The following is a 19,505-nucleotide window of genomic DNA, read 5'->3' on the forward strand; positions in this document are numbered from 1 at the left end:
AGGCAAGATACTCAGTCGTCGCGTGGTTCGTCCTTAAGCGGGCGGCGCAACGGACGATAAATGCAGTGTACCCCGTCAGTCCGCTGTTTTCTCGCAGCGCCTCGCTCACCCCATCTCTTTCAGGTATGCTTCCTGAGTTCGCTGCCACAGCTCGGCTCGGCGCCTCTGGTGCCGTGCGGCTTCCCTCGGACGAGCTCCACCAACTCCGCAGTGAGGTTGAATGGCTCCGGCAGGAGCGGGCGCGCTACCGCGCCGTCTCGGAGCTGACACCGGGGCTGGCCTTCGACCTCCACACGCACGATCAGGGCCAGCTAAGCCTGCGGTGGGTGAATCCCGCGCTTCAGCGCCTCCTTGAATTCGAAGAAGGCGATGGCGACGTCTGCCGCTACATCTTTGCGGAGGACGAGTCGAAAGCGCAAGGCTTCGCCCGCGACCTCCGTGCGGGTCAGCGCATCGACGGAGAGATCCGGATCGTGACGCCCAGTCAGGGCGTCCGCTGGATCCGGTTTTGGGCACAGCCGGTGGCACGCGCCGGGGTCACCGAGCGCGTCTACGGCGCCGCAGAGGACGTCACCGCACTGCACCACGCCACCGACGATCTCCGCAGCACACACGACCGGCTGCGGTCGCTCATGCGAGGGCTGCCCGGCACCATCTCGCGTGTGAGCCGCGACCTTCGCTACCTCGAAGTGAACGAGCAGCTTGCGGCGCTCTTCGATTTGTCACCGGGCGAATTCATCAACCAACCCATCGACTTCCTCGGCGCTGGGCACACCCTGGAGGCGTTCCTCCGGGAGTTTTTCGCGGGCGACGAGGAGCAGGCGACGTGCGACCTCGCACCTTCCATCGGCGGGGTGGCACGTCACCTGATGGTGGTGGCGCACAAATACGACAACGGCGACGCCGCGCACCTGATCGGGATCGACCTTACCGCGCAGCGTGCTGCCGAGGGCGAGGCGCGCACCAAGGACCGACTCCACCGAGCCCTCGTCGAGACGGCGCCGGAAGCCATCCTCGTCGTGGACCTCGATAAAGGGCGCATCGTGCAGGCTAACCAGAACGCCGGAGCACTACTCGGCCGCGCTACCGAATCGCTTCTGGGACAGCCGCTCGACATCATCAGCCCGCCCTGGCAGCCCGGTGGCGTCGTCTCTGCAGATCGGTTGACGATGCTGCTGCAGCAGGCCAGCCAGCATGCGCTCACGGAAGAATGGACCTGCCGCGACGCGGAGGGGGGCGACATCGTCTGCGAACTGCGACTCAGCCCACTCAGCCAGGCGCCCCCGCTCATCCGGTGCAGCCTTCGCGACCTTACCGAGCAGCACCGGCGCGAGCGCGAACTCGTCGCCGCACGCGAACAGGCCGAGGCCATGATGCAGCTCCGCGCGAGCTTCCTGTCGAACATGAGCCATGAATTCCGGACACCGCTGACCGGCATCATTGGCTTCTCGGCGTTGCTGGCGGAGTCGGCTCAGGACGAGCAGCGCGAGATGGTGAGCGTGATCGAACGGAGCGGGACCCGTCTTCTCCGACTGCTGAATGGCATATTGGACCTCGCCACGTTGGAGGCAGGGATCATGGAGGTGCGCGCCGCCGACCTCGACGTTGGTCGCGAGGTGCGCGAGGCGATTCGGTTGCACGCTGCCGCCGCCGACGAGAAAGGGCTGGTCGTAAAGCTGAACATGCCCGAACGATCGGCCCGAGCCATCCTCGACCCCACGCTGTTTCAGCGTGTCATGGCTAGCCTGCTCGACAACGCTATCCGCTTCACCGAAATGGGTGGCGTCGAGGTGACGCTGTCAGAGCGCGACGGAGGGGTGCACATCGCCGTGCGCGATTCGGGCATCGGGATCAGTCCGAGCTTCTTGCCCTTCATCTTTGAAGGCTTTTCCCAGGAGTCTACGGGCATCGCACGCACGCACGAAGGGAGCGGCCTCGGCCTCGCCATCACGCGCGGGCTCGTCGAGCTCATGGAGGGAACCATCGACGTGGAAAGCGTGCGTGGGGCGGGCGCTACGTTTACGGTCACCTTCCCGAGCGTGGAGGGAGAGCCACAGATCGCACCCGTGAACGACGACCGACAGGGACAACGTGGAGGGGAGGTCGGTGCCGAGGACGCCTCGGAAGCCCGCGTGCTTGCTGTGGAGGACAGTGCGGATGCACAGCGCATGCTGCACTATGCCCTCGGCCCGCACTACCGTCTCGACGCCGTGGCGAGCGAGACCGACGCGTTGCGTCTGGCACAGCTCCACGCGTACGACCTCGTGCTCATGGACGTAAACCTCGGGGCGAAACGCGACGGGGTGGACGTGCTCAACGCCCTACGGGACCTTTCGGGGTACGAGAACACGCCGATCCTGGCGGTGACGGCCTACGCGATGCCGGGCGACCGCGAGCGGTTCCTGCGCTGCGGCTTCGACGGCTATCTCGGCAAGCCGTTCACGACGGCACGCGTGCAGGAGGTTGTCCAGGAGACGCTGGCGGCGCGTTCCGGTTGACGGAGGCAGCCAGGTGAACGCGATCTGGGGCTACGGGCACGTAGATTGCCCCACCACTACGACCCGGCTCTCTGGCTGGCTTCGCTTACCCGCGCTCTCGCCTCTGTCTCTCTCCGATGGAATCCACGACAACGTTCGACCTCGCCGCTGCCCTCGACCGCCTCGACCCCGACGATATGCTCGGGGCTGTGTGTGCCTTTCCTGACCACTTCCGCGAAGGCTGGACCCGGGCCGCTTCCGTAGAAGGCCTTAGCTGGTCGGCCACCGACTTCGACGCGGTCGTTGTGTGCGGCATGGGCGGATCAGCCATCGGTGGCGACCTCACACGAACCTATTGCGAGGCGACCAGTCCGGTGCCCATGTCGGTGGTCCGGGGCTATGAACTTCCCGCGTTTGTGGGGCCGAAGACGCTCGTCGTAGCGTCGAGCTACTCCGGCGGTACCGAGGAGACCCTCTCGGCCTTCCGCCAGGCCCTCGATCGCGGCGCGACCGTACTCTGCGTCACCACAGGCGGGACGCTCCTTGACGAGGCAAAGGCCCACAACCTCGCCCACGTTGTTGTGCCGGGCGGCTTGCAGCCCCGCGCTGCACTCGGGTACTCGTTCTCGGTGCTGCTTCGTCTTGCGCGCGCCTTGGGCATGACCGACCTGCCCGATGCCGCTCTCGACGCCGCCCTCAGCGAAGCCAGCGCGCGCGCGGAACGCATGGCCGACACCGACGGCAACGCCGCGTTCGATCTCGCGGAGGTGCTCTATGGCAAGCTGGCTGTGATCTACAGCGGTACGGGTTTTCTGGAGGCGGTCAACCTCCGCTGGCGCACCCAAATCCATGAGAACGCAAAGGCGCCGGCAGTGGGCAATCTCTTTGCCGAGCTCAACCACAACGAAATCATGGGCTTCGAGGCGGCCCCTGTGTCGATTTCGCAGCAAATGGCTGTCGTGGTGCTTCGCGACGAGAGCGATCACGCGCAGATCCAGAAGCGCATGACGATCACGCAAGGCTTGCTCGGCGACAGTGTGGCGTCGTGGAACGAGGCCTCAGCCGACGGCTCAACGCGCCTCGGCCGCATGTTCTCTCTGCTCCAACTTGGCGATTTCGTCTCCTTTTGGCTCGCGATGCTCCAGGGCGTCGACCCGACGCCGGTGGACACGATCCAGCAACTCAAGAAAACGCTGACTGAGCAGTAAGGACGGGCGGTGTGGGGGGCGCACACGTCCGCACCATCCTGATTTCAAGCGTAGGCCGACAGGTTTCGGGGTGCTTCTACATCATGTTCCGGCTTCGGAGCGCTTCAGCAACGGGGTGCACCAAGAGCGGGTGGATGCGGTATCGCTCCCCGAGGCGCACCCCCACCGGTGCGCCCGGCGCCGCGCCGTTGGTGGTGCCGTTGGCACGCGTGATGAGTAGCTCGTTCGCCAGCGACTCGAACAGGAGGTAGCCCTCCCGCGGCGTGGAGCGGAAGACGCGTTGGTACTCGCTCAGCGTGAGCGTACCGTGCTGAAGTAACGCCTTCAGTGCAAACGCCCTTGGCAGGTCGTAGCCCGCAAGAAAGCCGAAATCCAGCGGTGGAAGAGAGCGGACGGTGAGGTGGTCGTCGGCCGACTCGAAGTCGAGGCTGCGGAGCCAGTAGAAGAGGGCCAGCGCAATGGAGCGGCCAGAGGCGCGGGCCAGCCGGTCGAAGTAGTCGGCGCGAAGCAGGTCTTGCCGCGTGGCGTCGTTGTTGGCTCCCTTGAGGCGACGTACCAGGAGGGGCGCGGGCGCCTGCGGCTCGTCGAACGTGAGCGGGAGGCCGCTGCGAGCGTGGCGCTTGAGGATCAGCGCTTCGAGGGCAGCTCGGTCCAGGGAGGGCAAGGGGAGCGGCGTCACCAGGCCCGTGAGTGCGGGCGCGGTCCGAGCTACGAAGCGCCAGGCCGACTCGTTCATCGTGGCTAGCCAGAGAACGCGGTGATCGGTACGGCTGAGGAACGTCAGGACCGTCTCCAACGGGGCGAGGCCGCCGCCCGTCCGGAGCATCAGGTGCTCGAGGTGCTCCAGAAGGCACACGCGTCTCGGTGCATCTGGACCCGCGAGGAGGTGTCGCTCTAACCGTCCCAGCCGCGACAGGCTCGTGTCCTCGTCCTGAGACAAGTCGATCTCGAATGCTTCAGCAAGCGCAAGCGCTAGGCGGTCGGGGTCGGCTAGGCGCTCGATAAGATCGACGCGGTGTACCGGAAGGCCGGTCAGAAGTGTGCCCGCAGCTACGCGTAGGAACGAGGTCGCGCCCCCGCCCATCGGGCCGGTGACCACGACCGCACTGGAGGGTTGCTGTGCTTGCCACCGATTAAGTACGCCATCCAACGTCTTTAGTTGGGCGTCGCGCCCCTGAAGCAGCAACGGGTCGGCGATTGGGTCGAACGAGAACAAACGACGGTAGACGAGTGGGAGACGCTGCCGGATGGTTGTGATCTCGCCAAGGGCATCCAGCGTAGCTTGCCGCGCGGCTACGTTCTGGGTGAGCCCCGCTGCGCTTTGTCCCCGCCGGATGAGCGACACGGCCTGCTTCCATAGCCGCCGGGCCTCGGAGGCAACCCGCTTGCCCACGATGCGCAAACGGTTCTGGGCCTCTCGGCCCATCCGAGCGCCCTCGTCGGCGACGCGCAGCTTCATGTCCATGAACTGCCCCTCCACGCCCGCTACCTCGATGCGCTGGTGCAGCATCCCCCAGCGTCGCTCGAAAATCTGGGTAGCCTGACCGAGAAACCCGGTCCATGGATCGTGCAGCGGCTCCACGATGCCTGCCAGCCGCTCTGCTGCACGCGCGAGGCCCGCCACCGTTAGCTCGCGCGCAGAGGCAATGCGCTCAGCCGCTGACACCGTGTCCGATTCGCCAGTGGATCCACTAGCCTCCAGGTCGCTTGGTGTGCTTGAGCCTGGCGTTGCCGGTGGAGTGGATGCAGACGGCTTGGCCGTGCGTGGCGGCTCCGCTCCCACCTCACCCGTCACTTCACTCGTGGTCGCCTTGCTGTCGAACTCGTCCTCCGCCGTATCCTCTACGCTCGCCGGAGCGATGGCGAGCAGGTCCACCTCGCTTCCATCTTCCGCGCCTGGCACTACGGATGGGGCAACCGTCTTGGTGCTCTCCGGAAGCGTGCTGCCTAGTTCTTCAAGCGCGGCGTCGAGATTGTAATGGACAGCCGACTGGACCTCCTCGGCCTTGGCGAGAACGCGGAAGAGCGGCTGCTTGAGCGCTTCCCCGCCTTCCCCGAGGCGTGCGAGGAAGCTTTGGTCCAGAACGGTGCGTGCCATCGGGCGCACGACGGCTCGTTCTGCTTTCTTGGTAGGATCGAGCGGGCGGTCTTCTAGGTCTGCCGCGACCGACAGATGCTCGGGTAGCGCGTTTACGGCATCGGCGATGCGGGTCTCAGCCGCGGCGAGGCCGCGTTCGAGCGCGGACGACAAGCTGCTCGTCTGGAGGCGACGGACCAGCTGCCCCTCGGTCTTGTTTACGGCTTCGCCGAGCAGCGCCCGTAGCGCCGTGGTCAGCCCCGCGACATCGTCGTCGGCGGCGGCTGTCTGGCAGGCGTCTTCGGCGGCCTGACTGAGTGTTAGGAGGTCGTCTACCACGTCCTGCACGGCGCTGAGGACGGGGCGCAGGCCGCTCTGACCCACCCGGCCAACGAGGCCATCGAGCTCGGCAAGCATGAGGGCGCGCAAGTCCAGAAGCGTGCGCATGAGTGCGAGCCGTGCGCCCAGTTTCGGGTACCAGTCTTTCCAGTCTTGCGCCCGCACCGCGGCCCTCGTGGCAGGTCGCTGGGGTTCGGGGGGGAGCATCCGCGCCGGCCGTAGCCCGTACGACGAGCTACGGTCGATGTCGTTCTGAAGCACGGCATGAGCCGCGTCGAGTGCCGCGTGGGCTTCGGTACACCTCTGCGCGACGTCGAGCGTACGGGCATCATCGAGGGCACGCTGGAGCACCAGCGCAGTGTCGAGTGCTGCGCGTACGAGGGCGGTTTCGTCCTCAGAAAGCGGATCCGTAGGGAGGGCTGCGGCGAGGTCGTCCTCCGCGCGAGCACCCTTCGTCACGCGCACGACTACCTCGTCCGGCCAGGCTAGCTCGAGGTCGTGCAGCATGGCCCGGTCGAGCGCGGCCTCGGCGCGCAGTACGGCGTGCAGCCACCCGTCGAGCGCTTCTGTGACATCGGCAAGGGTTGTGGCTATGCTCTGCTGAGCAGCCTCATGCAGGGACGCGAAGACGCCCGCGAGACGCACATGGGCGTGGTAGTCGAGGAGAGCCCGGAGGTGGACGGTCTGCTCAGGCAACGGAGCAGGGCGCGGTTCCTTCCGGACCAGCGTACGGAGTCCGTTGGTGAGGGTGCGTTGCTGCGAACGGACGGCTCGGCGCTGCTGGGCAACCGTCTTGCGCAGACGGATACGCGTGGAGTCGCCCGGGGTAGGGTGCAACAAGTCGTCGGGCTCCCGGCGCGTCAGCCGGCCTGGGATGTCGGCGGGGAAGCCCTGCAGCAGTCCAAACGGCGAAAACGCGGCCGCTTCGACCCGCTCGGCTACGTTTCTCTGGGCAAGGGCTTCCTGAATCGGTGCGAGCACCTGCTCCTCCACGAGGACGCGATACCGCGTGAGCATCGCCCACAGCGCGCGGCGGTCCGGGAGCGCTTGATCTGTGCCCGTCGGGAGTGTGTCTAGGTGCGCGCGGTGCGCGTCGCCGAGGTCGGTCAACAGCACGACCAGCGGGGTGCACACGGTCGCATCTAGGGATGCGCGAATGGTGGATAGGTGCGCGCGAGCGAAACCGTCGGTGGCGGTGAGCCAGACGGCGAGGCGGTCGGCGTTGCGCGCCTGGGGCTCCGAAGGGATATGAACGTCGTCCATGAGGGCGATAGGGTGGGCGCAGCCTGAAGGCTAGACGGTACCAGGGGCGCTCTGCGGGCGGGTCGCCCCGTCGCCACGGGCCGACGTAGTCTTGGGATCGGCAGCCGTTGGTGGCGTATCTGGTTCCACCAGGTAGGACCGCACCGGCATCGGTTCGAGCAAGCCAGCCTTGCGGAAGGCATCCTTCGCTGCCTCCGTGACATCGCTCATGAGCAGAAACTCGTAGCGTGTGTCCAGGACGTAGGCCTTCACCTTGAGGTGCAGCAGGAACGTCTCCTTGAACGCGTCCTTGCAGATCACCACGATGGGCTTGTCGAGATACACGTATTTCGACGTGGCCGCGGCCTCGTAGGCGATCTGCTTAGCCTGGTGGACATCCACCCATCCGGGGAGGTAGAGGTCGGTGACCACTTGGCAGTCGAGCGCGCCAGCGTTGGCGTTCGACACCTGGCTGTCGGCCACCTGCGCGTTCGGGACGGAGACGAGGTTGTCGTCCGGCGTGACGATACGCGTCGAGCGGAGGCCGATCTCGACGACCTCGCCGTAGGTGCCGCCCACCGCGATTTTGTCGCCGACTTGGAACGGCTGGTCGAAGACGATGATGAGCCCGCCGAAGATGTTCTTCAGCACATCCTGCGCGGCAAAGCCGATCGCGACGCCAAGCGCCGCGCCCGCGGCGACGAGTTCATTGGTGCCCAGCCCGAAGATGGTGCTGATTACGACGTAGGCAGTGAAGATCCAGATGCCGATGCGGAGGATCGGGATGAGTCGCTTGTAGAAGAGCCGCCGCTCGGCCGTGCGTGCCGCCAGTGTGTCGAGGATGAAGGTGACGAGCCGAATCAGGTAGAACGCCGTGATGCCAACGATCAGCGCGAAGAAGATCTTCCACCCGAGGCGTCCGACCGTGTCCCGTGCCGCTTTGGCGACGTTTTGGGCATTTTCGGCGAGGTTTAGCGAGTCAGAGACGGCGGCCCGGGCCTGCCGTTGCTGCTGTAACGACTGGCCGACGAGGGCCGTCAAGGAATCGATCTTGCCCTCGAGTTCGGCCAGGCGGTCGTCTTGCGCCGTGGCAGGTGCCATGCCGGGCTGCGTGGCTTGCGCAGCAGCCACCGGGGATGGCGCTGGCACGGCGGCGCTGTCGGCACTGGGTGCAGCAGCGTCTTGTGCGCTGGCATCTGCAGTACTGGCGTCCGCGGCGGCCGAGCCGACCGCGGCGGTATCCAGTGCGGTGGAGCCCGGTGTCACCGCGTCGAGGTCGAGCTCGGCGAGCATCGAGTCGAGGCCCGTTTCCGCCAGCGAGTTGCCAGCAGCAGCAGCGGCGCGCAGCGAGTCCAGCCGGGCCAGGGCAGCCGAGTCCGACGCGGCGGTCTCGACGCGGGTCGAATCAGGCGCGGCCGGCGAAGGGGCTGGCACTGTCGCGTCGCCGCAGGCGGCGAGGAGCGCGAGGCTCAGCAAGACGCTGAGACGTGTCGGCATGGAAAAGGGCAGACGGTCGCGCAAGGTGGTGGGGGGTTGGCCGCGCAAAGATAGGGGGTGGGCGCGTTGAGGCGCGTGATCTCTGCCATCGGGTCGCTTGTTGCGACCGTCTAATCGTTCATGGAGGCGACCCACCGTTGCCGACGTTCGTTACGCAACCTTCACGAACTACGGCTAACCCGGTGGCGGCTGCTCCGTTAACCGCGTCAGCTGCTCTGGCATCTCCTCGCTCTGGCTCTTCTTTGTGCTAGCGTTCCTCTCTGGTGGAGCCTCTCCACCTGGAGCGCTATTCTTCCGCTCTGCCTCATGTCTTCTACTCGCGCGCTCCTCGCGCTGACGTTGGCCCTCGTTTTCCTCGCACCGCCCGGGTTCGCACAGAGCACGCCCGAGCGCGCCCCAACGCAGCGGGCGACCGTCAACGGCTACGTCCGCGACGCCCGCTCTGGAGAGACGCTCATCCAGGCGACCATCACTGTCGCGGGCACGACGCGTGGGACGACGACCAACACGTCAGGGTTCTACACGCTATCCGGACTTGCGCCCGGCGAGGTCACGCTGCGCTTCTCCTACATCGGCTATGCCGACCAGACGCGCACGCTGACCCTCGAAGCCGGAACGCGCCGCCTCGACATCGACCTGGAGCCTGAGGCGTCCATCGTGGGGGAGGTTACCGTCGAGGCCGAATTGCCCATCGAAGAAGAGCGCGCCGTGGGCGTGCAGCAGGTGCCCATTGCGCTCGTGCAGCGCATCCCGTCGGCGTTTGAAAACGACCTCTTCCGCTCGATCCAACTGCTGCCTGGCGTGAAGGCGGCCAACGACTTCTCCTCGAAGCTCTACATCCGCGGCGGCTCGCCCGACCAGACGCTCATCCTCCTCGACAACACGACCGTCTACAACCCGACGCACTTCTTCGGCTTCTTCTCGATTTTCAACACGGACGCCATCAAGGACGTGCGGCTCTACAAGGGCGGCTACCCGGCTCCCTACGGCGGGCGGCTCGGCTCGGTGATCGACATCTACAACCGCGAAGGCAACCGCAACGAGTTCGACGCGAGCCTCGGCGTGGGGCTCCTCGCCTCGCGCGTCGGCCTCGAAGGGCCGCTCAAGGTGGGCAACGCGCGCGGCTCGTGGCTCGTCGCGGCGCGTCGCTCGACGGTGGAACCGCTGCTGGCAGCCCTGCGCTCGGCCGACCTCACGGGCATCCCTGACAGCTACTACTTCTACGACGTCAACGCCCGCGTGGCGCTCGACCTCACCCCGCGCGATAAGCTCTCGATCTCGACCTATCTCGGCCAGGACCGCGTCGACGTGCCCATCTTCGACGACGCGCGCTTCATCCTCGACTACGGCAACCGCACGCTCAGCCTCGGCTATACGCGCATCCTCTCCGAGAATGTCTTCATCCGCACGAACGCGACCGCCTCGCAATATTTCAACTTCCCCATCGGTCAGTTCGCGGGTACCGAGTTCACGCGCGACAACACCGCCACCGACTTCTCACTGCGCTCCGACCTGGAGTGGTTGCCGAGCGCGCGCTTCGAGACGATGGTGGGCGTTTGGGCAGGCAATCTGTCGCTTTTCCTCGAAGACACCTTCGACAACCAGCCGTCGTTTCTCTCGGACCTCCAGGCGAACTACCTCCAGGCCTATGGCCAGACCGTCTACCGCCCGACAGCCAACTGGAAGCTGACGACGGGGCTGCGTGTGAGCTACCACGGCTCCGGCGAGTACGTCCGCCTCGAACCTCGCGCGCAGCTGGAGCGCAAGTTCGGCGACAACGCCGTGCTGCAGTTCGCCTACGGGCGCTACTCGCAGTTCCTCTCGCTCATTTCCAACGAGTCCTTCTCCGGCTTCGACGTGTGGGTGATGACCGACACGGGGCTCAACCCGCAGATGTCCGACCAGGTCGTCGTTGGGCTCAAGACGAAGCCCGCGCGCGGCTACGCGTTCGACGCGGAGATCTACTACCGCTCGATGGACGACCTCTTCGAGATCAACCCGGTCCTGCAAGACGCAGCGGGCTTCAGCTACCGCGACCTCTTCCGCGTGGGCGACGGCTACGCGTACGGCATCGAGTTGCTCGCCGAAAAGCAGGTCGGGCGGGTCACGGGCCTCGCGAGCTACACGCTGAGTACCACGCGCCGCCGCTTCCCCGAAGACGGGCTCTTCCCCGGCGTCAACGAAGACCCCGACACCGGCGAGTTTCTTTTCTACCCGCCGAAATTCGACCGCCTCCACGACGTGACGCTCGTGCTTGACCTCGACATCGGTCGCGACTGGACGTTCACGACCGCCGGCATCTACCAGACCGGGCAGGCCTACACGTTGCCGCAGGCGCGCTTCAGCCTTCAGAACAACCCGTTTTCTAGCAACGACCTCAACGGCCTCTACTCGCCGCTCCTCAACACGGAGCGGCTGCCCGCCTACCACCGCGTGGACGTGGGCTTCACGAAGACCGGCCGCTTTTTCGGGTTCGCCGACTATGAGCTCACGCTGCAGGTGCTCAACCTCTACAACCGGCGCAACGTCTGGTTTTACACCTACAGCTTCGACACCAACCCCGTCGAGGAGTCGGCCGTCGAGCAGCTCCCGATCCTCCCCAACATCGCCCTCTCGCTGGATTTCTAGCTGCAGCGACAAGCGCCGAGCGGATCTCGCGGGCACCCGATGCCGAGTCCGCCGAGCTCTGCATCAAACGCGCGATTGCTTCCCCGCTGAATGCCGACAGCCCTATGCGTACCCTCGTTCTTACCCTGTGCGCCGTGCTCGCGGTGAGCCTCGCCTCGTGCGACACCTACGGCAACGACCCCTACGAAGACCTGATCGTGGTCGAGGCCATCATGGAGGCCCTGGCCCCCGTGCCACCGGTCCTGCTCTCGACAACGGTGCCTATCGACGCGGTGTTCGACCCGGATGTCGCGCGCGATGTCAACGATGCGACCGTTGTCTTGCAGCGGCTTGACGGCAACGGGGACGTAGCCGAGGTCGTGAATTACTTCATTTCGGGGCGTCCTGGACGATACCTACCCAACTCTGAAAAGGGCGTGGCCGAGGTCGTGCCGAACGCCCGCTACAGGCTGCTAATCGACGTGCCCGGCTTCGACCCAATCCGTGCTGAGACGGTGGTGCCCGATACGTTCACGACCGTCCGCGCACCGTTCAGCCCGGCGACCTACCAGTCGGTCGAGGAGCAGCCGACCGTCCGCGTGACACCGAGTTCGTTTCCGGGGCGGCAGACGATCTACATCTTCTCCATCCTCGCCGCAGATCAGGTCGGCAACCCTAATGCTGACGACCTAACGCCGCTCCCGCGCGCGATCTACGACGAGTTCGACGCAGAGGACCCTGACGACCTCAACGACCGGCGCGAGTTTCTCCAGGAGGCCGTCTTTGGTGCCTCGCCGCTGCTGAACGAGGAGCGCTACATCGAGAACGCCGACGGGACGCTCGACGTGTCGGTGCCGTGGCTGGCGTTCAGCTTCTACGGCTTCCACGAACTCGCAGCAAGCGCTGTGGACGACGCCCTGAGCGACTTCATCTCAACGCAGGCGGCGCAGTTTCAGCCGACGACGCTCTCGCCGGGCGAGATCCCGAACATCGCCACCAACATCGAGGGCGGTCTCGGCGTCTTCGGGGCCTACGCACGCTCCGTGACGAACGTGATGATCACGCGGGAATGAACGTTGGCTACCGACAGACTGATGTTGGGTGACGCCTCATCGTCATCTTGATGGTGTTGCTTTGCAAGACTTGGATCCATTGAACCAGTCTACGCACTCATGTTTGCACTACCTCTCGCGTGCAGGGGACACAGATGTGCCTTTGAAGTGTGCGTTGCCTGACAGTACGATAGTTTGCCCGGCCGCTAGTCGGTCAGTTCAAGGCTATTCACTCCTGTCTGAGGTCATTTGTGCCGTTTTCGATACGCTCGCTTGCACACCTGTTCCTCGTTCTCACTGTGTTTTGTTTGGGAAGAGCGCCCTACAGCTTCGCTCAGGAAGCGTGGTCGCCGCCTGGGGTGAATCCAGATGGCACGTGGGATTGCCGAGGGATATCTGGGATTGAGATTATCCTGTGTATCATCGACCAAGACCCTAGCGACACCCCTCCAGCTTTGTCAATACAAGTCTGGCGCGAACAAGGCGGCCTAGCGCACACCTCGTTGATTACGGAGGCGGACACCTCCCTCGGGAACTCAAACTGGTCGGCCGAGACTGGCGATGGTGTCGTGAACTATCCGCGCCCAGTTGCAGACTTGGGAGGAACCACGGCAGCGTCTCGGATGCTCACGTTCATCATCACCGATCAGAACGGGGTCGAGTACAGATATACGTATAGGGCGTGTGCGGCTCCTGACCGTACCAACGGCTACGAATTTTACTGTCCGAACATCACCGGTGAGCAGCAAGATCTACGGTTGATATACGACGGCACCAAACTTTGGTCGTCACCGTTTGGATTTGCCGGGGAGTTTGGTTTGCCACCACAAAACACATTTCGAGGAATCGAGGAGGTGTTCACGGGAGACGACCAGAAACGTTGGATTCTTCCCTACAACATCAGGCAAGTCCAAGCAGTCGTGGGAACTGGAAATCTTGACTGGCCAGTCTTCTGGACGCCGCAAACGGGTGCGTACGATTTGCTGAATCCTCCCACAACAGATGACCCTGCCGACTTCGTAACACCCCGTCTACGTGACTGGACGTTCATGAATGGAGATGTAGTGATCCGACAGAATGGTTCATTTAACCCAGCTTTAACAGTCTGGGATCTACCCGGGCAGACCATGTCCTTCCAGCCGGGTAGCAAGCTTGTAGTAGACTGGAAGTTGGATGTATCCGGCATCACACTAGCTGCTGCCAACCCAACGCAAGGGTGGGGCGGGATCGACGTACCAGTGGGTGGTGACATTGTCTTCCGCGACGACCTCCGTGTGCTTGCTAACCAGACTCTTCGCTTGCGAGGAGCAGGCGACTACGAGTTCACAAACGGTGCTCAGATCGTAGTCGAGGGTGCGTTCGATGCCGGCGGTGTGGCGTTCCAAGCGCAGAATGGCAATGGTTGGGGCGGCATTCGCTTTGAGTCGGGGAGCAGTGGTATCCTGTCCGGCGGTAGCATCACGGGCGTAAGCAATCCATGCGGGACGGGTGCGTGTCTTGACGACTATGCCGTGTCGCTCAACAACGCTAGCGTGGTTATGAACGACTTGCGTATCACGACTCCAATTGGCTCGGGCGTCGGTGGGATTTATGCGTATGGGCAAAACACACTGCTTGACATGGAGCGCGTCGAGGTGCGCGATATGACTGGACGAGGACTAGGCCTAGTCAACCGGGCAACGGCGCGTGTGCGAAGCAGTCGGTTCGTCAACAACCTTGGTGACGGCATTTCTGTGCTCAACCGCGCTACCGCGTTCATTCGCCAAGCTGAGGAGAATTTCCCCGCGGAGATATCAGATAACGGGCTGCGCGGGATATTGGCGGCCTCGCGTGGTACAGCCATCCTGGGAGAGCAGGGCGGCTGCAGCGCGCCCTTCTGCGCTAGCGCCGCTACCGACGGCTATGCGCTCGTCGAAGCCAATGATCGCGAAGGCTTGCGCATCAACAGCAATTCGACCATCAACGCGGGAGGAGCCAACGCGCACCGTTTCAACACTATCCGCGACAACGATGCCTCTCAAGTAAGGGTCTTTGGAAGCGGGGCCGACCTCTTCATGAACGCCGACTTCTGGGGCGGCGGGGAGCCTGTTCCCAACGCGTCGAACGGCGGCGCTTTCTTCTACACGTCATACTGTCTGGACGAACCTACCTTCGGACAGGGATGTACGATTGAGGATGTGGACAGCGTCCCTACACGTCAGGGGGGGGCGTCGGCAGAAGCCTTCTACGCGCTCGCGGAGGCTGATGCACTGCGCGCACAGGGCCGCACGAACGAGGCGGCGCTCGCGTTCGCAGACCTTGCTCGCCGCTACCCTGGCACCCCCGAGGCTACGAGCAGCCTCGCGCGGCTTGGGCGGCTTACGTCCGAGCTCGACGCGCCGGCTCAGCGCCAGACATTGCGATTCCTTGACGGGGAAACGCGACAGCGCGGGGCGGTACACGAGCACGCGGCGCTGGCAGCACTCGCCGGGGCGCTCGCCGACCTCGGTCAGACCGAAGCGGCCGTGGCGGTGGCAGCAGACCTTACCGTAAGAACGGCCTCGCTCCGTGCGGCTGATTTCGGTGGTTCAGTCTTCGACACGGCCATCTTTGGGGACGAAGACCCGATGCTTGAGGCGCAAATCGTAGGGCCCGAGACCGCGTTTTATGCCTGGATGGACGCCGAGGACTTCGCCGCGGCGGAGGCGTCGTGGGCGGAGCTGGCTGCGCTAGCCCCGGATCACGAAGCGACGGCTGCGGCACGCGAGGCGTTCGCGTTTGTGGTGGGACGCGTTCCAGCAGGTGCTGCGCGCGCTGGTGGCGCAACGGCACGGGCGATGCCAGCGCAGAAAAGTGTGACGGTGTGGCCGAACCCAGCCGGTGCACGAGCGACGGTGGGCGTGGCGCTCGCCGAGGAGGCCGTCGTGCGCGTAACGGTAGTGGACGTGCTTGGGCGCGAGGTGGCGGTGGTGCACGCCGGGCGGCTCGCCGCAGGCCGCCATACGCTCGCGTTCGACACGCGCTCGCTCGCTGCGGGCGTCTACGTGGTGCGCGCTGAGCAGCCTAGCGGCGCGACGACCACGCGGCTGACGGTGGTGCGATGAGGCGGACGGGACCGCTCGCAATCGCCTGCGCGCTGCTGCTCCTGGTGGGCGGTTACGCGCGCGCGCAGGGTCTCCCCGTGGTCTGGGACTCGCTCGGCGCCGGAGCCGACCGCTCCAACGGCTTCACCCGGACCGATGCCATCGCGCTTCGTCAAGACAGCGACACCCTCTGGATGTCTGCAGGAGTCAACATCTTCCGCCTCGCGCCGGATCAGCCCTTCTTCGGCCCCGCCTACAACGAGACCATCAACCCGGGGCCCGATGATCAACTTTCAGTATCGCCGGACGGCGTCTTCGCCACAACGGGGATGAGCTACTCCACCGACGGCGGCGTGACGTGGCTGCGCGCCGAGGAGGACACCGACGGCGACGGCCTCGGCGACGAGCCGCTGCGGGCGGGGGTAAACGACTTCTGCCAGACGGCGCACCCGTCGCTGGGGGGCGTGCTCTTCGCCGCCGGGGTGGGCGGGGTGCTGTGGGCGAGCACGGACGGGGGGCAGGTGTGGAGCCGGCGCACAGACTGGGGAGGGACGGGCTTCCGGGACGCGTACAGCGTGACGGAGTTGCGAGCGGGTCCGCACGCGGGACGGGTGGTGGTGGGGTTCCTGGGGCGCATCCGGTACTCGGACGACGGGGGCGTGACGTGGTCGGAGGGAAGCGGCGTACCCGGACGCATTTGGGAGCGGCTCGCCCAAGGCCCTGACGGCACGCTCTACGCGACCTCCAACGACCTGCCGAGCATCCTCGTCAGCCGCGACGGCGGTGCGAGCTGGTCGGTGCTCTACACGTTCCCCGACGACGAGTACATCGAAGGTGAGGCGAACCCGCACGTGGCTGTGGCGGCGGACGGGACGCTGTGGGCCGCGCTTGAGCGCACGGAGGGGACGTTCGCCTACAGCGTGGACGGAGGCCAGTCGTGGACGGAGGCGGCCGAGGGCTTCGGGCGCTACGAGGTCAACGAACTCCTCATCGACGGGCGGGGGCGGTTGGTGGCGGCAACGGACGCGGGCGTGTGGCGCACGCGCGGGTCGGTGAGCGTGAGCGAGGAGAGCGCCACGCCGCCGGGAGCACCGAGCGGAGCGGTGCTGGACGCGCCCTATCCGAACCCGGCAGCGGGCACGATGACGATCCCGCTAGCGCTCGCCGAGGAGACCGCCATACGCGTGACGGTGATGGACGTGCTCGGACGCGAAGTGGCGGTGGTACACGCCGGGCGGCTTGCCGCAGGACGCCACACGCTCGCGTTCGACACGCGCGCGCTCGCCGCGGGCGTCTACGTGGTGCTCGCACGAAGCGGCGACCAGGTAATCGGCTCGCAACGGCTACTGCTGGCGGCTTCGCGCTAGTAGTATCGCCGGCGGGCCACGATGGTCGCGGCCCCCGACCTACCCCCGGCCGCGGCGATACCAGCCCCACGCGCCGAGGCCGAGCACGCTGCCATAGACGAAGAGCGTCGCCAGGAAGCTGATGCGGTAGCCAGTCTCATGAAGTGGTGGATCGAAGCGCATGCGGACGATGTGTTGACCCTCGGGGATCGGAACGCCGCGAAGCAGGTGGTTCACCCGCACGATGGGCGCTGGCTCGTCGCTCACGGTTGCTGTCCAGCCGGCGGGGTAATAGACTTCGCTCGCCACGAGCAGGCGCGGCGCGTCGGTGTGTACCTCCCAGACGATCTCGCGGGGCGTAAAGCGCTCCAGCGTCACCCTCGCGGTCAGCGTCGAGCCGGCTGCCGTCGAGTCGGGCAGTACGACCATCGGCGAAGGCGTGAAGCCGTCCGGCAGCATCGCCGCGTCGGCCTCGGTGAGCACGGCGGTGCCACGGGGCTCGAAGCGGTTGTCCGTGAGCCGCGCAATCGCGGCGTCGTCATCCGGCACGACCTCCGTGTCGCCGACAAGAAAGGCGCGCGGGAGGTAGTCGGGATTCTCCAGCACGAGCAAGCCCGTGGACTCGTCTTGATAGACGGGATTAAGCCCGGGCATCGGTCGTCGCGCGACCACGAAGCGATTGCTCATCAGGTCGAGGCCATTCTCGTTGAGCGCGCCGTTGGGCTCGTAGAGAATCTCGTCGAGGTAGTCTTGGTAGAGCGCGAGCTTGGCGCCGTGGTAGCCGCCGGTGGACTCGTAGAAGAACGCCTCGCGCGCCGAATTCCTCGGGTTCAGTGCCTCAGGTAGCGTGCGAAAGTGCCCCGCTCCCCCAGCCACTTCGACCTGCCGGAGAATGAACCGGTCGAAATCGTAGGCGCGCAGGTCGGCGGTCAACTCCCGTTTCGAGCGGAGTTGCGGGACGGCGTCGTTGAAATAGCGCTGACCGACCCCCCAAAGGTCAACGAGGACGAGGAGAAGTACGCCAAGGATGGTCCAAGGCGGGAGCGTGCGCATCCGATAGGCGATGAGAAGTGCACCGAAAAGTAGGAAGAAGACCACCGAGCGGGTCGAGTCAGCGCGAAACAGGTCGACACGTTCGGCGCGCGACTCACGGAGCACGCGGTTGGCGGCATCGGAGACGCGCGGATCGGTCGGCGCGACGTTGTTCTGCTGCGCGATGGCCTGAACGATGCGCGTGCGCTCGTTGTCTTGCTCGAAGTCGAGGAGCGCCGTACCGCCCAGCCAGATTGCGGCCAAGAAGCCTCCGGTGACCGCGAGTGTGACGTAGATCGAGCGGGTTTTGTGCTGCTCGGTGGCCGGGGTTGGCTCGCGTCGCATGAGGTAGTAGACGCCGTAGCCTGCGAGCACAGCCAGCGCCAGGGCGACCACCGACAGCCACGTCTCCGGGACGCGGAACGCGCTGAAGAGCGGAAAGACATCGAAGAGTGGCCGGTTGAGGAGGGGGAGGTATTCGCCCAGCGAGAAGAGCGTCATCAGGCCTGCGCTGATGCCCATCGCCCAGACCGTGCGCCGGCGGACGCCCCACAACGCGAGCGCCGCCAGCACAAGTACCACTGGACCGACATAGTGCGGCCCAAACGTGAAAATCTTGGGCCCCCAGTAGGTCCCATCGCCGCCGCCGAAGGTATTCGACACACTACTCCCGCCGAAGGCATTGGCTACGACCAGTGTCAGAAGCTCGCTGGCGCCTTGGCTCCACGCCATCGCGCGCTCCCAAGCGAGACCGCCTCCATCGCCTGCAACGGCACCGCGAATCGTGAAGGCCTTGTGCTCAAAGGTTAGCAGGAACGGCTGCGCTACCATCAGCAATGCCAGCACTGAGCCAACGGCGAGCGCGGCCGTAGCGAGGCCGAACGTCTTTGTTCGCCCCTCGCGGACCGCGCCGATGCCCTCGGTGACCCACCAGATGCCCAGCATCCAGGCCACATAGTAGGTGATCTGGACATGCTTTGCTCGTAGGTTGATGGCCAATGCAATGGCGAAAATGAGAGCGCCCACCGCCCAGCGTTGCCAGCCTCTCTTGTCGCTCGGGTTGAGCGCGAATGCGAACGCCAGCAAGAGCCACGGAGCGTACGCCAGGGCGATAAACTTGGTGTTGTGCCCGGTGACGATGATGATTGGGAGGTAGGTCGTCAGGGCAAACGCAACGGCAGCCACAAGGCCCGCAAGCCGGGTACGCGTCAGGAAGACGAGCAGCGCGTACATCCCAGCCATGAGTACGAAGAGGTACTGCACGGGCCACATGCCGCCCATGCGTAGGAGCCGGGGGAGGTCGTCTAACTGCGGGGCTTCCTGTTTGTAGTGGATCAGGTAACCGGGCATGCCTCCAAACAGGTTGGGTGCCCAAAGCGCATCGTCTCCGGTCGCTTCCTCGTAGTCCAGCATTGCCTCCGCCATGCCGCGATACTGCTCCACGTCCGTTGGGATCGGCGCCTGTCCGCCGAAGGTGGTCGGCCAGGTGAACACCACCGCAATGAGCAAAAGTAGGCCTAGGCAGAGGAGGTCGCGGACCCAGACCGGCCGGTCGGCCCACATCGC

9 protein-coding genes are annotated in these 19,505 nt (G+C 65.3%); 6 read left to right on the forward strand and 3 right to left on the reverse strand.

Features of this window, described 5'->3' with window-relative positions:
- Positions 1–125 precede the first annotated feature (125 nt).
- A complete protein-coding gene (locus AAFU51_01495) occupies positions 126–2,498 on the forward strand; it encodes an ATP-binding protein (protein ID MEO1569918.1) in 2,373 nt (790 codons plus the stop codon).
- A 116-nt stretch (positions 2,499–2,614) separates the two neighbouring features.
- On the forward strand, positions 2,615–3,685 hold the full coding sequence (locus AAFU51_01500; GenBank protein MEO1569919.1) for a bifunctional phosphoglucose/phosphomannose isomerase: 1,071 nt from the start codon (positions 2,615–2,617) through the stop codon (positions 3,683–3,685).
- A gap of 76 nt (positions 3,686–3,761) precedes the next feature.
- Here AAFU51_01500 and AAFU51_01505 read toward each other — a convergent pair whose 3' ends face one another.
- Both AAFU51_01505 and AAFU51_01510 read right to left on the reverse strand, forming a co-directional pair.
- A complete protein-coding gene (locus tag AAFU51_01505; protein ID MEO1569920.1) occupies positions 3,762–7,364 on the reverse strand; it encodes a hypothetical protein in 3,603 nt (1,200 codons plus the stop codon).
- 30 nt (positions 7,365–7,394) lie between these two features.
- Positions 7,395–8,840 (reverse strand): mechanosensitive ion channel family protein, encoded by a 1,446-nt coding sequence (locus tag AAFU51_01510; GenBank protein MEO1569921.1) that lies wholly within the window; start codon positions 8,838–8,840, stop codon positions 7,395–7,397.
- A gap of 306 nt (positions 8,841–9,146) precedes the next feature.
- Between AAFU51_01510 and AAFU51_01515 the strand changes: the two genes are divergently transcribed.
- The 4 genes from AAFU51_01515 (at position 9,147) to AAFU51_01530 (ending at position 16,928) form a co-directional block, all read left to right on the forward strand.
- A complete protein-coding gene (locus AAFU51_01515) occupies positions 9,147–11,468 on the forward strand; it encodes a carboxypeptidase-like regulatory domain-containing protein (protein ID MEO1569922.1) in 2,322 nt (773 codons plus the stop codon).
- 104 nt (positions 11,469–11,572) lie between these two features.
- Complete coding sequence (locus AAFU51_01520) at positions 11,573–12,520, forward strand: DUF4249 family protein (GenBank protein MEO1569923.1); 948 nt, start codon at positions 11,573–11,575, stop codon at positions 12,518–12,520.
- 1,106 nt (positions 12,521–13,626) lie between these two features.
- Positions 13,627–15,582, forward strand: coding sequence for a T9SS type A sorting domain-containing protein (locus tag AAFU51_01525; protein ID MEO1569924.1), 1,956 nt, complete (start codon positions 13,627–13,629; stop codon positions 15,580–15,582).
- A gap of 77 nt (positions 15,583–15,659) precedes the next feature.
- Positions 15,660–16,928: a T9SS type A sorting domain-containing protein gene (locus tag AAFU51_01530; protein MEO1569925.1), complete on the forward strand. Its 1,269-nt coding sequence runs from the start codon at positions 15,660–15,662 to the stop codon at positions 16,926–16,928.
- A gap of 39 nt (positions 16,929–16,967) precedes the next feature.
- Here the strand turns inward: AAFU51_01530 and AAFU51_01535 are convergent, their stop codons facing one another.
- Positions 16,968–19,502: a YfhO family protein gene (locus tag AAFU51_01535; GenBank protein MEO1569926.1), complete on the reverse strand. Its 2,535-nt coding sequence runs from the start codon at positions 19,500–19,502 to the stop codon at positions 16,968–16,970.
- Between the last annotated feature and the right edge of the window lie 3 nt (positions 19,503–19,505).

Source organism: Bacteroidota bacterium, assembly GCA_039821555.1.
Lineage (GTDB): Bacteria > Bacteroidota > Rhodothermia > Rhodothermales > Rubricoccaceae > JBCBEX01.

Coding starts and splice junctions, on each gene's coding strand:
- AAFU51_01500 (MEO1569919.1), top strand. CDS start 2,615: ATGGAATCCACGACAACGTTCGACCTCGCCGCTGCCCTCGACCGCCTC.
- AAFU51_01495 (MEO1569918.1), top strand. CDS start 126: ATGCTTCCTGAGTTCGCTGCCACAGCTCGGCTCGGCGCCTCTGGTGCC.
- AAFU51_01535 (MEO1569926.1), bottom strand. CDS start 19,502: ATGTGGGCCGACCGGCCGGTCTGGGTCCGCGACCTCCTCTGCCTAGGC.
- AAFU51_01520 (MEO1569923.1), top strand. CDS start 11,573: ATGCGTACCCTCGTTCTTACCCTGTGCGCCGTGCTCGCGGTGAGCCTC.
- AAFU51_01525 (MEO1569924.1), top strand. CDS start 13,627: ATGTCCTTCCAGCCGGGTAGCAAGCTTGTAGTAGACTGGAAGTTGGAT.
- AAFU51_01510 (MEO1569921.1), bottom strand. CDS start 8,840: ATGCCGACACGTCTCAGCGTCTTGCTGAGCCTCGCGCTCCTCGCCGCC.
- AAFU51_01505 (MEO1569920.1), bottom strand. CDS start 7,364: ATGGACGACGTTCATATCCCTTCGGAGCCCCAGGCGCGCAACGCCGAC.
- AAFU51_01515 (MEO1569922.1), top strand. CDS start 9,147: ATGTCTTCTACTCGCGCGCTCCTCGCGCTGACGTTGGCCCTCGTTTTC.